The sequence below is a fragment of the Streptosporangium sp. NPDC000239 genome (assembly GCF_040300765.1).
Classification (GTDB): Bacteria; Actinomycetota; Actinomycetes; order Streptosporangiales; family Streptosporangiaceae; genus Streptosporangium.
Map to the genome: position 1 here is coordinate 141,879 of NZ_JBEPEI010000014.1, position 14,193 is coordinate 156,071.

Below are 14,193 nucleotides of genomic sequence, written 5' to 3' on the forward strand. Positions count from 1 at the left end.
GAATGAGTTCCGTGAAACGGAACACCGACCGGCTCTCGATGCTGGAGAAGTCCTGGCTCGTGCTCGACGCGTTCCGCCCCACGGGAGGCCCGCTGCGGCTCACCGAGGTCGCGGCGCGCTGCCATCTCCCCAAGACCACCGCCTTCCGGCTGCTCACCGAGCTGACCGAGATCGGGGCGGTCACCCGCCGGGACGACGGCTACTACCTCGGCCGCCGGCTGTTCGAACTCGGTAGCATCGTGCCCCTCGAACGCGACCTGAGACACGCCGCGCTGCCCTTCATGCACGACCTGTACGAGGCCACCCACGAGACCGTGCACCTGGGGGTGCGCGACGGCCTCGACGTGGTCTACGTCGAGAAGATCCGCGGCCAGGAGTCCTTCGCCCTGCCCTCACGTGTCGGCGGCCGTCTCCCGCTGACCTGCACCGGCATCGGCAAGGCGCTGCTGGCCTACTCGGGGCCCGGCCTCATCGAGGAGGTTCTCGGCCGTCCTCTGCGCCGCCTGACCCCGCACTCGATCGTGGACCCCAAGCGGCTTGAGGAGGCACTCGGCCAGATCCAGGCGGCGGGCCTGGCCTACGAGCGTGAGGAGTCCCAGCTCGGCGGCGCCTGCATCGCGGCCCCGGTCTTCGGCGACGGCGTGGCGGTCGCCGCCCTGTCGGTCTCCGTCCCGCTGGCCCGCTTCCAGCCCACCCGCCTGGCCCCCGCCGTGAAAGCCGCCGCCCTCGGAATCTCCCGAGCCCTGACCCGGGGCATCTGAGGTGACTTTTCAGATATTTTCGATCACCGACAGTGAGGAAATGCCATAGGCTCCCCGCGACGCCGCTCGGCGCCGAAGGGAAGGCGGGGTTACCGTGAGACCGAGAGGGGGTGGGTGCGACCATGACGGCACGGCATGGCGATGCCTCGCCGGATTTCTCGATGAGCGTCCGGATCAGTGGACCCGCCTCCGAGGACGGACGGCTGCCGCTGGCAGAGCTCGCCCGCATCGCGGGCGGCCTGCAGATGACTCTGGAACGGCTGGCCCTGACAGGGCTCGGCACCTCCATCAGGCCTGGACGCAGGCCACGCGACGTGGTCGAGGCCGTACGGCTCGACTTCACCGGGTTCAGGCGAGGGTCTGCGATCCTCGATGTGACGCGCCCCCCACAGGCCGAGACGAACGACCTGCTCCAGCAGTCCCTGCGCATGCTCGACGAGGGCATCGAGCACGTCCGTCAGGGCCGGGGGCTCCCCTCCCACTTCACTCCTCCGGTGGTCAGCGGCCTTCGCCAGCTCGCCGGGGGAATCGGCTCAGGAGGAGTGAGCAGGATCGAACTGCTCCGCCCAGGAGGAGGCTTCGTGATCGACTCCGTCTTCCGTGAGGCACTGCGCGAAGCGCCCGCCCAGGCGACGGAAAGGGAGGTCACAGTGGTCGGCCGTCTCCACATGGGGGACTTCTCACCGGCCACCCTGCGCTGCCGGATAGACACCTACGCGGGGAGCATCCTGGCCGACTTCGACGGTGACCTGCGTGATCTCGTGCTCGACGCGATGGACCAGCTGGTCATGGCCGGCGGCAGAGCCGAGCTTCAGCCGGACGGCACCACCGTGCGGGTCATGCACCTGGAGACGGTCAGGCGCCTGACGAGCGCTCCCTCGTCTCCTCTCGGAACCCTCGCCCACGAGCAGGGTGTCTCCCCCGTAGGCGACGTCGAGGAGCTACAGGGCGAGGCCATCGACGACTTCGACGACTTCCTTGAGGCCATCAGTGCCGCGCGCAGAGGAGAGGGATGAGATACGTCTTCGTGGATACGGACGTGTTCTCGTACCTGTGGCAGGGGATCAACACCGACCAGTACAGACCACACCTCGAAGGCGCGGTTCCCGCGCTGAGTTTCGCCTCGGTCGGAGAGCTGTACTACGGAGCCGCCAAGAAGAACTGGGGGCCGAAGAAAGTCCAGGCGCTTGAGGAGGCCGTCCGCCGCTACCTCGTGGCTCCCTATCACGAGGATCTCGCGCGTCTCTGGGGCACTCTCAGGGCACAGGCCGTCGCCCAGGGCCATGCCCTCGGCGCCGCTCACCAGGTGAACGATCTGTGGGTGTGCGCCACGGCGATGTACCACGATGCTCCCCTGCTCACCGGGAACCGGCGCCACTTCACCGACTTCCCCGGACTGTCGCTCCTGGTGTGAGCCCTCAGGGGGAGATGCGGTTCACTGGGCTGAGGTGTCGGATGGCTCAGGAGGATCGTGTGGAGACCCGTGTTGAGAAGGTGGCCGTGGCGGACGGGTCCTTCGATCTGCATCTGTGGGTGCCCGAGGGCGGTCATGGCCCGGTCGTCCTGCTGATCCAGGAGATCTACGGGGTCGGGCCCTACATCAGGGGGGTCGCCGAGGAGCTCGCGGGGCTGGGGTACGTGGTCGGCGCGCCGGACCTGTTCTGGCGGATCCAGCCCGGCTGGGTCTCCGCCCACGACGAGGCCGGGACCGCGGAGTCGATACGGGTCGGCGCCCGGTTCGACGTCCCCCGGGGGGTCGCGGACGCGGCGGCGGCGCTGTCCCTGCTGCGCGAACTGCCCGAGGCGGACGGCCGTGCCGGGATCGTCGGGTTCTGCCTGGGCGGCTCGGTGGCCTACCTGCTGGCCGCCTCCCTGGAGGCGGACGCGCGGACGGACGCGGTGCTGTCGTTCTACGGCTCCGCCGTACCGGACGTGACGGGGTTGATGGAGCGGATCGCCTGCCCGTTGCTGCTCGTCTTCGGCGGCTCCGACCCCTACATCCCCCGTGACCGGGTCGCCCTGGTCGAACGGGCCGCGGCTGAGCGGCCGAACGTGGAGGTCCACGTGGCGGAACGGGCCGGGCACGCCTTCCTCAACCACGAGGCCCCGCAGTTCCACGATCCGCAGGAGGCACCCGCCGTCTGGGCGCTCGCCCTGGACTTCCTCGGCCGCCACCTGCGCTGAGTCGGGCCTTACCTGAAGGTCATCTTCCTGTACCCCGGCATCATTACCCCATGCGACAGGTCTGGGCTTTATGGGGAGATGTCATCGTCGTGAGCGCCCTGGCGGTCCCGCTCGCCCTGCTCGCCGTCCGCCTCCTGGCCCGCCGCCGCGCCCGTGACGGCCACCCCCACCCCACCCGTACGGCCGCCGCCGACGTCGCCATGGTGGCCGGGACCGTCCCCTGGATCTGGATGATCCTCACCCCGCGACCGGCCCCGAGCACCGTCAGCCTGGTCCCGCTCCGCGACCTCGCCGAGCTGTTCGGCAGCCCGGCCGTCACCGTGTTCGTGCAGGTCGGAGGCAATCTCCTGGTCTTCGCCGCACTCGGCGCCCTGCTGCCGACGCGCGTGGCGCGCCTGGCCTCCCTCGCCCGGATCGCCGCCGTGGCCGCCTGCGCGTCGTGCACGGTCGAACTCCTCCAGTACGGCCTGCGCCTGGGCCGGGTGAGTTCCGTCGACGACGTACTGGTCAACACGGCGGGCGCCGTACTGGCCGCGATGGTCACGCGGAGGTGGTGGGCGTCACGGACGGCGGCCGAGACGGGTGTCCGGTAACGGACCGGGTAATTCCCGTCATTCGTCACACGGGTACGATCCGCTCAAAAGAAGCACGGGACCATCGTCTGCATCTGTGCGATCGTGGACAAGACGGGGCAAGTTCTCTGGAGACGCCAAACCCGGTTGGTGACAGAGGGTGATATAACGTGCAGCAATCCCCGGTTCCTCCCGAGCCCCCGATCTACCGGCGCATCGCCGACGGGCTTCGCGAAGCGATCCTGTCCGGCGCGCTCAGAGACGGGGACCGGCTTCCGGGCGAGAACGCCCTGATGGCCGAGCACGGCATAGCCCGCGCGACCGCCAGACAGGCCCTGTCCGTGTTGATCAACGAGGGCCTGGCCGTACCGAAACGCGGTTCGGGAGTCTACGTGCGGCTGTTCCGGCCGATCAGACGGCACGGCTCACGCAGGCTCGCGCAGCGGCAGTGGGGACAGGGCCAGGCGATCTGGGACTCGGACACCTCGGGGCGCCCCTACGCCGTCGACGAGGTGGAGATCGGCAGGGAGGCCGCCGAGGAGGAGGTCGCACGTGTCCTGGGCAGCGCCGAGGTGTGGGTACGGCGCAGACGCTACTCGGTCGACGGCAGGCCCGTGCAGCTGTCGGTCTCCTGCTTCCCCGCGGCTCTCGTCGAGGGCACACCGATCACCCTGCGGGACACCGGCCCCGGCGGCGTCTACGCGCGCCTGGGCGACCTCGGCCACGCCCCCGCCCACTTCACCGAGGAGGTACGGGCCCGCATGCCCCACCCCCACGAGACCGTCCAGCTCGACCTGCCCGCGGGGACCCCGGTCATCGCGATCGGCCGTGTCGCCTACACGGCGGACGGGACAGCCGTCGAGGTCAACGAGATGGTGCTGGACGCCGCGTCCTATGTACTCCAGTACGACTTCGACGCATAGATCAAGGCGACTCGTCAAGCGATAGGTTGACCTGTCCCCCACGATCATTGATTTCTCTAGAGAAGTGCATCACCGTCGAGAGGTGGACGTCGCGAGGGCCTGGGCGCGGGGAAGGTGCATAGATGTCATTCGATCGGCATCTGGCGGAAATCGCCCGGGAGTTTCCCGCGTGGACGATCTGGCGGAGCGACGCGGGTCGGTGGTGGGCAACCCGCCACCACCCGCTGACCTCCGCCCAGCGTGACCTCGGATGCGCGATGACCATCGACGCGGACGACCCCGAGAAGCTGCGCGAGCAGCTCCATCGTCAGCAGGACCTCTCCGAGCGGCCGGACGGCCCGGACGAGGACTCCTGAGGAGCCGCCCGGTGCCTGGTTCAGCGGATCGCGCGGCCCCGGCACCGGGCCCCCAATCGCGAAAGGCCCACGACCCATCGGGGGCGGGGGCCTTTCGCTTGATCACACCAGCTTGAATTCGCGGCCCGCACACCGGTGGGATGTGACACCACACGGACCGGGCCATCCGCCGGACGTCTCCTCGCCCGTCATGGGGCGCCCCGGACACAGGACGCCCCGCAGCGGAAGGGCTACGAGCGGGCGACGTACTCGTCGTTCCCCGTCCGGCCGCGCCGTTCCCGGCCGTCCCCGTCGTCCTCGACGATCACGCGGACGGCCTCGACGTCCGACTCGACGACGAGCAGGGTCTCCTCGTCCTGCCCGTCCCTTACCTGGTCGGGGGTGAAGTCGGCCCTGGGGGTGAAGAAGTCCTGCCCGGAGAAGTCGCCCTCCGCGCCGTCCTGGCCGTCCTGAGCCTCGGCGGCGGCGAGCTCGGGAGCCCGCGGGGCGTCCGGGGCGGGCAGGGCCTGCTGCGCGGGCGCCGGGGGCAGCACGGAGGCCTCGTCGATCAGCGGGCCCGCCGCGCCCTCGCGGTGGATCAGGTCGCCGAGGACGGCACCCATCTCGTTGAGCCGGCGCATGACCTCGTGGTGGGTGTCGGTGAGATATGTCACCCGGCGCCCGGTCGTCTCGTCCAGGATCGTGGCGCGCTGCTGGGCCGCCGTCAGCGTGGCGTGGGCCTCGGCGTTGGCTGAGGTCACCGTGGACTCGGCCTCGGTGCGGGCGCTGTCGATCATCCGCTCGGCCTCGTGCCTGGCGGAGGTGAGGATGCGGTCGGCCTCCGCACGGGCCGAGCGCAGGGTCTCCTCGGACTCGGCGCGAGCCGCGTTGACGGTCTCCTCCGCCTCGTTGCCCGCCTGGGAGAGCATCTGCTCGGAGGCGCTCGTGGCCTCGGACACACGCCGCTCCGCCTCCTGCTGGGCGGCGTTCAGAATGCCCTCGGCCCGCTCCATGGCGGAGGTGACCATCCGCTCGGCCTCGGTGGCGGCGTCGTCGCGGAGCTTGGTCGCCTCGGCGTCGGCGACCTGCCGCTTGGCGGCGGCCTCCTCCTCGCCCAGCTTCAGGATCTGGCTGAGCCGCTCGCCGAGCTCGTCGTAGTCCTGGGGGGCGTCGGAAAGCCGCCGACGAGCGTCAGCCAGCTCCGCACGACTCTGTTCCACCTGGTCGATCGCCCGTGCGAGCCGTTCCTCCAGATCGCGGACCTGGTTGCGGGTGCGGCTCATGTAGTCGTGGACCTGGCGGCGGCTGTAGCCGCGCATGACGACCTCGAACGAGTCTTCATGCATCAGATCGGGAAAGCTCTCGTGCTGGTTTGTCATCGCGCTACCCGTGGAGGTTGTGTTACGGAAAAGGAGACGTCAGGAGACGACTTTCCTGCTTACTGCCCAAGACCGCAACCGGAACGCGCCACCGGCCGCCGAAATATCGGGCATCCGGCCCCCTCGTACCATCGATGCATGAACGCCTCCCCCTACGTCGCGGCCCTCGACGGCGACGCGACCCCCCTGATCCACCCCGAGGCCTACGTCGCCCCCGGAGCCGTGATCGTCGGCCGGGTACGGCTCGGCCGCGCCGCCAACGTCTGGTACGGCTCGGTCCTGCGCGGCGACGACGAACTCATCGAGGTCGGCGAGGAGTGCAACATCCAGGACCTGTGCTGCCTGCACGCCGATCCGCGTGAGCCCGCCGTGCTTGAGGACCGGGTCAGCCTCGGGCACAAGGCGATGGTGCACGGGGCGCACGTGGAGACGGGGGCGCTCATCGGCATCGGGGCGATCGTGCTCGGCGGGGCCAGGATCGGCGCGGGCTCGCTGGTGGCCGCCGGAGCGCTGGTCGGGCCGGGCAAGCGGATCCCGGCCGGGGTGCTCGTCGCCGGGGTCCCGGGCAGGGTAGTCCGCGAGCTGACCGACGAGGACCGCGCCTCCTTCGCCCGCACGCCGGACAACTACGTGGCCAAGGCCGCCAGGCATCGGGCCGCGGCCGTCGTCCAGCCCGTCTGAGCGGCCCGTGGCCGTTGTAGGGCGCCCGCCGGGGGTGGATGGGTAACATGACCGCCGTGCGGCACTGGGACGGGTTTGACGCCATCGAGAGGGATCTGCGTGCCCTCGTGGGCGATCCCCGGTGGGGGACGCTGCCCCCCGTCGCCCGCGCCGAGGCCGTCTCCTCACGCGTCCTGGCCACCCCGGACGGGGGGCGCTGGCTGTTCGGCGCGCGCGCCCGGTGGTACCGCCAGGACCCGGCCGACGGCCGCTGGCACCTGACGGCCCCGCCCGCCGATCCGGCCCTGCGCACGGGCGCCCAGGTGGTGCGGACGCCCTCGCTGGTCCCGCCGCAGCTGGTCCCCGGCATCCACGACCTCACCGCCGACCGTGGCTCGGTGCAGGGGTTCGTCGGCCCCGACGTGCCGTACGAGATCACCGAGCGGCTGCGCGACCTGGTCGTCTCCCAGCGGGGCAGGCGCGTCCAGGACTTCCCGCTCACCGGTCCCTTCACCGAGTTCTTCGCCGGGGAGGTCCCCAGCCCCGTCGCCGCGATCTGGGGCACGCTCATGTGGTGCGCCTACGCGCCCGCCTTCGACGGCAACGAGGTGCTGCTGTCGATGTTCGGCGAGTTCCTCGCCCGCCCGCTGCCCGGCGACGAGTGGGTGCGCTGGCTGCCTCCGGCCTCGCTGGCCGACCTGGCGGCCCTGTACGGCGAGCGGGTCAGGGCCGGTCACCCTGAGGCGGGTCTGCGGCTGGTGGCGTTGATGGCGGACACGGCCGCGACCATCAGGTACGACGCGCGCTTCCGGCCCAGGGCCGACGTCCTGCTGGCCATGATCGACCCGGTGCTGCGCCGTACCGGGCCTGACCCGTCGGTGGCGCACTACGGCGACGACGCGGTACGGCAGGCGTGGCTGGCGCGGTGCCCGCCGCACGTGACGTTGCCCGACGACTCCCCGGGGGAGCACTTCCAGCACGCGATCTACGACCTGGTGGGGACGCTGGGGTTCCTGGTGCCGAAGGGCGCCGAGCCGCGGGCGGTCGCGGCCTCGCTGCTGGCCGCCGACCTGTCGGCCTTCGGGCCCAGGGCGGCCGACCCGCTCTATCCGTGGCTCGATCCCGAGTTACGGCACATCCTCCACGTGGTGCTCTCCGACCCCTCGCATCCGTTACGGGGGTGCTGGCCCCGCTCGGGCAGACTGCCCTCCGCGCTCAACCCACCCGACAGGGCGGGGGCCGCGGCCTTCCTGGGGGCCGCCTACGCCATGGGGCTGGCGTGGTGCAACCTGACCGGAACACCGGTGCCCGAGCGGGGGTTCACCACGGCCGCCGCGGTCGTGCACCGTCTGACGCACGAACGTGACGATCCCGTCCCGGGCACCTCGGGAACCTTCCCGCGTCACTTCTGACACGGTTCAGCGCGATTAACTCACAGATTTAGTTATTTCACTCCCGTCACTGCTGTATCTCTTGGACCCCATATATATCTGGCAATTTGCCGAATTGTGATCTCAAAATCGGGAAACGATCCCGTTGGGGCTGTGGTGGTGTCGTGAGGAATGGTCCCGATGGGCCATGGGCACGAAAGTCCGCCCACCGTAACCTCGGAGAGGGTGTGGGCTGCGGAAGGAAGGACGACGCGGTGGGGCACGACGACCTGGACTCAAGGGTCCACGACCGTGTCGCGTTGGACGAGATCGCGCTCTACGCGGAGGTGCTGAGCGCCGTTGCCACCAGCGAACGGCCGCTCACCTTGGCGGAGCTCGACAACGCGCTCGGATTGAGCGCCTCGGCTGTTTGCTGAGGCCGATGAGAGAACCATCTGAACGACCTAGTCCCGGACTCCCCCTTCGGAGTCCGGGACGTAGTTCGTGAAGGGGTCCTGTGACTAGTTATGACCGGACGAGCCTGGCGATCGCCGCCGAGGCCTCTTTGATCTTCTCCTGGGCCTCGGGTCCGCCGGAGTTGACCGCGTCGGCGACGCAGTGCGAGATGTGGTCCTCCAGGAGGCCGAGCGCCACCGCCTGGAGCGCCCGCGTCGCGGCCGACACCTGGGTCAGCACGTCGATGCAGTAGGCATCCTCATCGACCATCCGCTGCAGGCCTCTGATCTGTCCCTCGACCCGCCGCAGCCTGGTCAGATAGGCCTGCTTGTCTCCGCTGTAGCCATGCATGTCCCAACGGTACCCGTGTCGCGCCCGACGGGAAGAGGCCGTGATCGAGCACTTGTCCCGCCGTGGACGGCCTTCAGGAAGAGGAGGAGGTCAGCAGCCTCTCCCACTGTTCGGCGACCACGGGCGCCGTGTGGACCGCGGCCGCCCCGAGCGCGCCGGCGGCGAGTTCCCTGCGCCGCCGTTCGTCGTCGATGAGCGCCAGCAGCGCGCCCGCGTAGGCCTCGATCTCGGCGCCCCCCTCGGCCACCAGGACCCCGCTGCGCCCCTCGACCACGAACTCGCCGGGCCCGCTCGGGCTGTCGAAACCGATCACCGGCACCCCGCTGGCCATCGCCTCGATCACCGTCATGCCGGGCGTCTGCGGCGTCTCGGCCCGCGAGGTCACCGCGACGATCGACGCCTTGGCGAACTCGCCGCTCAGGTCGGAGGTCGTGCCCATGAAGTAGACGTGGTTGTGCAGGTTCAGGTCCTGGACCAGGGAGCGCAGCCGCCGTTCCTCCGGGCCGCCGCCGTACAGGCGCAGGCGCCAGTCGGGGCGCTTGTCGGCGACGACGGCGAAGGCGCGGATCAGCCGGTCGTAGGCCTTGACCGGCACCCAGCGCCCACCCGCGGCCACGATGCGGTTGTCCATGCGGGAGCGCGGCCACGGCCCCGCGGGCAGCGCGTCGGGGATCAGCCTGACGTCGGCGCCGCCGTGCAGGAGGTGGTCCCAGTCCTGCCTGCCCCGCTCGGTCGCGGCGACGACGGCGTCGAGCCGGGGGTAGAACTTCGTGATCGGCCCCGGCGGGGAGGGACGTCCCCACTCGCGGGCGACGCGTACGGTCTCCCGGGGGACGTGCCGGGCGACCTGGACGCTCAGGCCGGGCCTGGTCGAGACGACCGCGTCGGTCCGCAGGGCGCGCAGCCGCCGCCACAGGGCGACCTCGGCGTGCACCTGTCCCCTGGGCAGCAGGTGCCGCACACCGGGCCGGTCGTCGACGACCCAGGACAGCCGCACCTTGGCGGAGATCGGGAAGAACGGCCTGTCGCGGTGGCGCCGTACGCTGAGGATCTCCACCTCGTGGCGCTCGGCCAGTTCACCGGCGAGGTTGACCACGGACCTGACGTCTCCGCGCATGCCACAGATCGAGGGCACCAGCAGGCAGATCCTCATCCACCGACCTCGATCGTGAGCTCGTCGTCGGCGGTGTAGCGGGGGCGGATCGGCACCCCGTCCACCCGGGTGGCCGGGTAGTGCAGGCGGCGGCGCTTGCCGTTCACGTCGTCGAGCCGGGAGGCCAGGCGCAGCGGGGCGGGCAGGCCGTCGATCTCCAGTGAGGGCGCCCAGGCCGTCGGCTGGGTGGGGTCTCCGGCCACCACGTCGCACAGGTCACACAGGGAGAGCGCGGCGTGGAAGCGCACTCCCTGGACGGTCGCGGCCGCGGTCAGCGCGGAGCCGGAGGCGTCGTGGCGCAGCGAAAGGCGCGCCTCGTGCCGGGACTCGTCGTCGTCGAGGCCGGTGAAGGCCAGCAAGCCGGTGACCTCGAAGCGGCCCTCACGGAACCAGACCGCGCGGACCTCGGCGACCGGCTCCGCCTCGTCGATCTTCAGGGCCAGGAAGCCGTTGCGGGTCCGGTAGGCCCGGTAGGACATCGTGCGCCTGCTCAGCGCGTAGGCGTCGATGTGGTCCAGGGAGAAGCCGGGGTCGACGCTGTGCAGCCTGGTCCGTGACCCGTCCTGGTTGAGGTAGGTGTCCCAGCGGCCGGGGCTGAGCGGCAGCGGGGCCAGGGAGAAGGCGAGCGTCGCGTCACGCGCCCCGGCTCCCGTCGCCCCCAGTGCCAGCGTGTGCTCGACGGCCGTGCCCCGCTGACGCAGGACCAGCTCACTGCCCTCACTGAGCGGTTCGTCGATGGCCAGGCGGAGGGACAGGACGTCGGCCAGGGTGACCTCGGCATCGGTTACGACGACATGCACCGTTAGCCCCCTCCCCGTCGAACGGCTGCCGCGACGTTGAGATTACCGTGATTTTTCTGTTATAGACAGGATAAGTTTCCGACCATCTGTCCTTTTCGCGCAATCTTGACCCCATGTCAGGTACGGCCCGCAAGTCGCAGGCCGTACCTGGACGGCGAAACCGGGGTTCCGGCCTACCCCTTGATGGACTTGATCAGCAGCTGGGAGACGTCGACGACCTCAAGCGTCTCCTTGGCCTCGCCGGCGTTCTTCTTCTCGTTGATCGAGTCGCCCAGCATGACCAGGCAGAACGGGCAGGCGGTCGAGATGGTGTCCGGGTCGGTGGTCAGCGCCTCGTCGACCCGCTCGGTGTTGATGCGCTTGCCGATCCGCTCCTCCATCCACATCCGCGCGCCGCCCGCGCCGCAGCAGAAGCCCCGCTCCTTGTGCCGGTGCATCTCCTGCGCCTTGACGCCGGGGACCTTGGCCATGATGTCGCGCGGCTGGGAGTACACCTTGTTGTGGCGTCCGAGGAAGCAGGGGTCGTGGTAGGTGATCTTCTCCTCGATCGGCGTGACCGGGACCAGCTTGCCCTCGTCGACCAGCTTGGCCAGCAGCTGGGTGTGGTGCACGACCTCGTAGGTGCCGCCGAGCTGCGGATACTCGTTGGCGAGGGTGTTGAAGCAGTGCGGGCAGGTCGCGACGATCTTCTTGACCCCGGCCTCGTTGAGCGTCTCGATGTTCTGCTTGGCCAGCATGTCGAAGAGGTACTCCATGCCCAGGCGGCGGGCCGGGTCTCCGGTGCAGGCCTCCATCGGGCCGAGCACCGCGAACTTCACCCCCGCGATGTGCAGCAGCTCGGCGACCGCCTTGGTGGTCTTCCTCGCCCTGTCCTCAAGGGCTCCGGCGCAGCCGACCCAGAAGAGGTACTCGGTGTCCTCGGGCATCTTCTCGTCGACGAGCTGGATCTCGATGGGGTCGTCCTCGCGCCCGGCCAGCTCCTCGATCCAGTCGGCCCGCTTCATCTCGGACATCCCCCACGGGTTGCCCTTGTTCTCCAGGTTCCTGACCATGACGCCGGCCTCGGACGGGAAGTTCGACTCCACCATCGCCTGGTAGCGGCGCATGTCCAGGATGTGGTCGATGTGCTCGATGTCCACCGGGCACTGCTCGACGCAGGCGCCACAGTTGGTGCAGGACCACAGCACGTCGGGGTGGATGACGCCATCCTCACCGACCAGCGGCTTGTCCAGCAGGGCCAGCACGTCCTCGTGCAGGTCGGCCCGCTGCTCCTGGGTCGCCGACAGGTACGGCGCGATCTTGAAGGCGTGGTCGCGCTGGTCGATGATGAGCATCTTCGGCGACAGCGGCTTGTCGGTGTTCCACGCCGGGCACTGCGACTGGCAGCGTCCGCACTCGGTGCAGGTGTAGAAGTCGAGGAAGCCCTTCCAGGTGGTGTCCTCGACCTTGCCCCGGCCGAGCCGGTCACCGTCGAGGTCCTCGTCCTCGAAGTCGACGACCTTGCCGTCGATCCGCAGCGGCTGGGCGGGGCCGTTGCCGTCGGGGCGGCGGGAGAACAGCACGTTCAGCGGCGCGGTGAAGATGTGCAGGTGCTTGGAGTTCACCACGATGATCAGGAAGACCAGCATGACGCCGATGTGCAGCAGCAGTCCGACGCCTTCGAGGACCTCGTTGGCCGTCTCACCCAGCGGGTGCAGCAGCGCCGCGGTGGCCTCGGAGGCGAACGCGCCCGAGGCGTAGGGCAGGTTGCCGGTGTTGTGGGCGGCCCCCCTGAACAGGAACATCGTCCAGATCACGTTGAAGATCATGAAGAGGACGAGCCAGGCTCCGCCGAGGTGCGAACCGGAGAAGCGGGACTTGCGGCCCAGCTTCTTCGGCGAGTTCCTCACCCTGATGACCGCGAAGACGACCAGGCCGACCAGGGCCGCGACCGCGATGAAGTCCTGCAGGAAGCCGAGCACCGGCCAGGTCCCGATGATCGGGATGTGGAAGTCGGGCGTCCCGGTGATCGCGCCCTGGATCAGCGTGCCGTACGCCTCCAGGTAGACGGTCGCCAGGATGAAGAAGGCCCACATGACGAAGAAGTGGGCGGTGCCCGAGGTGGTCCACTTCAGCAGTTTCCGCTGACCGAAGACCTCGACGAGCTGCGCCTTGATCTCGGTGCCGACGTTGTCCCTGGCGTACTCGATCCGCTCGGGGGCCGGTGCCCCCACGGTGGCGAGTTTGTAGAGGAACAACACACGACGCGCGGCGAGCGCGAGCGCGACGGCGGTCATGATCAGCCCGATGATCGCTACCCAGAGCACGGGTCCTCCCACAGACGGCGGTGGCTGTCAGGCGTACGACCGCGGCCCGTCCACGGTTGCGACGGATCGTCCCGCGCCGCCGCGATGCCGTGCGACGGACGGCGACACACGACGACCATGGCCACCATACGGTCAACCTGTCCTGTAGAACAATAATCTGTCCACCGGACCGCATCAGGACACGGGGTCGAGATACCTCTGGATCGTGGGCGCGAGCAGCCCGACCAGTTCCTTGACGTCGACCGAGGCGATCGGCTCCAGCCTGAGCACGTAACGGGCCAGCACCACGCCGAACATCTGGGCGAAGGCCAGCTCCATCCTGATCGGGGGGATGCCCAGCGCCTGCGCCACCCTGTCGACCAGGGCGTGCGTCATGAACTCACGGATCAGGGTGGCCATCTGCTCGTTGGTCATCGCCGTGCGGACCAGCGCGAGCAACGGCTGACGCGCCTGGGCGTGCGAGGTCATCGTCAGCACGAACTCGGCCAGCCGCTCCCCCATCTCCTCGCGCGGTCCGGCCAGCAGCATGGGGACCACGTCCTCGGGGTCGATCGGCAGCTCCATCGCCGCGACGAACATGCCCTCCTTGCTGGTGAAGTAGTGGTGGACCAGCGCCGGATCGACCTCGGCCCGCCGGGCGATGCCCCGCACCGTCGCCTTGTCGAAGCCCTTCTCCGCGAAGGTCTCACGGGCCGCCGCGAGGATCTGCCCACGCGTGTCGGCCGACCCCGGCCTGCGCCCGAGGCGCCGCCCGCCCGCCGTACGGCCCGCGCCCCGCCCGGTGTCCTGTTCCGTGCCCCGCTCGGCGCCCTGCCTGACGCTCCGCCCCGCGTCCCGCCCTGCGGGAGCCGTACGGCCCGCGCCCCGCCCGGTGTCCTGTTCCGTGCCCCGCTCGGCGCCCTGCCTGACGCTCCGCCCCGCGTCCCGCCCTGCGGGAGCCGTA

General features: G+C 69.9%; 16 protein-coding genes. 10 read left to right on the top strand and 6 right to left on the bottom strand.

What is annotated here, in order from left to right:
* Window positions 1–2: 2 nt before the first annotated feature.
* From ABT340_RS29325 to ABT340_RS29355, 7 genes are all read left to right on the top strand, one after another.
* Window positions 3–761 (top strand): IclR family transcriptional regulator, encoded by a 759-nt coding sequence (locus tag ABT340_RS29325; protein WP_352014078.1) that lies wholly within the window; start codon window positions 3–5, stop codon window positions 759–761.
* A 161-nt stretch (window positions 762–922) separates the two neighbouring features.
* Window positions 923–1,777: a hypothetical protein gene (locus ABT340_RS29330; protein WP_352014079.1), complete on the top strand. Its 855-nt coding sequence runs from the start codon at window positions 923–925 to the stop codon at window positions 1,775–1,777.
* Entirely contained in the window at window positions 1,774–2,175 is a 402-nt protein-coding gene (locus tag ABT340_RS29335) for a type II toxin-antitoxin system VapC family toxin (protein WP_352014080.1), read from the top strand. The genes ABT340_RS29330 and ABT340_RS29335 overlap by 4 nt, the downstream gene beginning before the upstream one ends.
* A gap of 59 nt (window positions 2,176–2,234) precedes the next feature.
* On the top strand, window positions 2,235–2,945 hold the full coding sequence (locus tag ABT340_RS29340) for a dienelactone hydrolase family protein (RefSeq protein ID WP_352014081.1): 711 nt from the start codon (window positions 2,235–2,237) through the stop codon (window positions 2,943–2,945).
* Between the two features lie 50 nt (window positions 2,946–2,995).
* On the top strand, window positions 2,996–3,538 hold the full coding sequence (locus tag ABT340_RS29345) for a VanZ family protein (protein WP_352014082.1): 543 nt from the start codon (window positions 2,996–2,998) through the stop codon (window positions 3,536–3,538).
* A 149-nt stretch (window positions 3,539–3,687) separates the two neighbouring features.
* Window positions 3,688–4,440 (top strand): GntR family transcriptional regulator, encoded by a 753-nt coding sequence (locus ABT340_RS29350; RefSeq protein WP_352014083.1) that lies wholly within the window; start codon window positions 3,688–3,690, stop codon window positions 4,438–4,440.
* Window positions 4,441–4,562: 122 nt separating this feature from the next.
* A complete protein-coding gene (locus ABT340_RS29355; RefSeq protein ID WP_352014084.1) occupies window positions 4,563–4,796 on the top strand; it encodes a hypothetical protein in 234 nt (77 codons plus the stop codon).
* A gap of 230 nt (window positions 4,797–5,026) precedes the next feature.
* Here ABT340_RS29355 and ABT340_RS29360 read toward each other — a convergent pair whose 3' ends face one another.
* Entirely contained in the window at window positions 5,027–6,121 is a 1,095-nt protein-coding gene (locus tag ABT340_RS29360; RefSeq protein ID WP_352014085.1) for a hypothetical protein, read from the bottom strand.
* A 171-nt stretch (window positions 6,122–6,292) separates the two neighbouring features.
* Between ABT340_RS29360 and ABT340_RS29365 the strand changes: the two genes are divergently transcribed.
* From ABT340_RS29365 to ABT340_RS29375, 3 genes are all read left to right on the top strand, one after another.
* Window positions 6,293–6,835 carry a gamma carbonic anhydrase family protein gene (locus tag ABT340_RS29365; RefSeq protein WP_352014086.1) on the top strand — a complete coding sequence of 181 codons (543 nt, stop codon included), beginning with the start codon at window positions 6,293–6,295 and terminating at the stop codon, window positions 6,833–6,835.
* Window positions 6,836–6,882: 47 nt separating this feature from the next.
* Window positions 6,883–8,226, top strand: coding sequence for a hypothetical protein (locus ABT340_RS29370; RefSeq protein WP_352014087.1), 1,344 nt, complete (start codon window positions 6,883–6,885; stop codon window positions 8,224–8,226).
* A 206-nt stretch (window positions 8,227–8,432) separates the two neighbouring features.
* Complete coding sequence (locus ABT340_RS29375; protein ID WP_352014157.1) at window positions 8,433–8,621, top strand: hypothetical protein; 189 nt, start codon at window positions 8,433–8,435, stop codon at window positions 8,619–8,621.
* 88 nt (window positions 8,622–8,709) lie between these two features.
* Here ABT340_RS29375 and ABT340_RS29380 read toward each other — a convergent pair whose 3' ends face one another.
* From ABT340_RS29380 to ABT340_RS29400, 5 genes are all read right to left on the bottom strand, one after another.
* A complete protein-coding gene (locus tag ABT340_RS29380) occupies window positions 8,710–8,991 on the bottom strand; it encodes a metal-sensitive transcriptional regulator (RefSeq protein WP_352014088.1) in 282 nt (93 codons plus the stop codon).
* Window positions 8,992–9,064: 73 nt separating this feature from the next.
* Window positions 9,065–10,144: a glycosyltransferase gene (locus ABT340_RS29385; RefSeq protein WP_352014089.1), complete on the bottom strand. Its 1,080-nt coding sequence runs from the start codon at window positions 10,142–10,144 to the stop codon at window positions 9,065–9,067.
* On the bottom strand, window positions 10,141–10,944 hold the full coding sequence (locus tag ABT340_RS29390; protein WP_352014090.1) for a hypothetical protein: 804 nt from the start codon (window positions 10,942–10,944) through the stop codon (window positions 10,141–10,143). The genes ABT340_RS29385 and ABT340_RS29390 overlap by 4 nt, the downstream gene beginning before the upstream one ends.
* Window positions 10,945–11,117: 173 nt before the next feature.
* Window positions 11,118–13,250 carry a heterodisulfide reductase-related iron-sulfur binding cluster gene (locus ABT340_RS29395; RefSeq protein WP_352014091.1) on the bottom strand — a complete coding sequence of 711 codons (2,133 nt, stop codon included), beginning with the start codon at window positions 13,248–13,250 and terminating at the stop codon, window positions 11,118–11,120.
* Window positions 13,251–13,424: 174 nt separating this feature from the next.
* Window positions 13,425–14,193, bottom strand: a 769-nt coding sequence (locus ABT340_RS29400; protein WP_352014092.1) for a TetR/AcrR family transcriptional regulator, incomplete at its 5' end; no start/stop codon positions are given.

What these genes read in the sequence shown, in the direction of transcription:
- ABT340_RS29325 (WP_352014078.1), top strand. Translation starts at nt 3, where the DNA reads ATGAGTTCCGTGAAACGGAACACCGACCGGCTCTCGATGCTGGAGAAG.
- ABT340_RS29330 (WP_352014079.1), top strand. Translation starts at nt 923, where the DNA reads ATGAGCGTCCGGATCAGTGGACCCGCCTCCGAGGACGGACGGCTGCCG.
- ABT340_RS29335 (WP_352014080.1), top strand. Translation starts at nt 1,774, where the DNA reads ATGAGATACGTCTTCGTGGATACGGACGTGTTCTCGTACCTGTGGCAG.
- ABT340_RS29345 (WP_352014082.1), top strand. Translation starts at nt 2,996, where the DNA reads ATGCGACAGGTCTGGGCTTTATGGGGAGATGTCATCGTCGTGAGCGCC.
- ABT340_RS29355 (WP_352014084.1), top strand. Translation starts at nt 4,563, where the DNA reads ATGTCATTCGATCGGCATCTGGCGGAAATCGCCCGGGAGTTTCCCGCG.
- ABT340_RS29360 (WP_352014085.1), bottom strand. Translation starts at nt 6,121, where the DNA reads ATGCATGAAGACTCGTTCGAGGTCGTCATGCGCGGCTACAGCCGCCGC.
- ABT340_RS29365 (WP_352014086.1), top strand. Translation starts at nt 6,293, where the DNA reads ATGAACGCCTCCCCCTACGTCGCGGCCCTCGACGGCGACGCGACCCCC.
- ABT340_RS29370 (WP_352014087.1), top strand. Translation starts at nt 6,883, where the DNA reads ATGACCGCCGTGCGGCACTGGGACGGGTTTGACGCCATCGAGAGGGAT.
- ABT340_RS29380 (WP_352014088.1), bottom strand. Translation starts at nt 8,991, where the DNA reads ATGCATGGCTACAGCGGAGACAAGCAGGCCTATCTGACCAGGCTGCGG.
- ABT340_RS29385 (WP_352014089.1), bottom strand. Translation starts at nt 10,144, where the DNA reads ATGAGGATCTGCCTGCTGGTGCCCTCGATCTGTGGCATGCGCGGAGAC.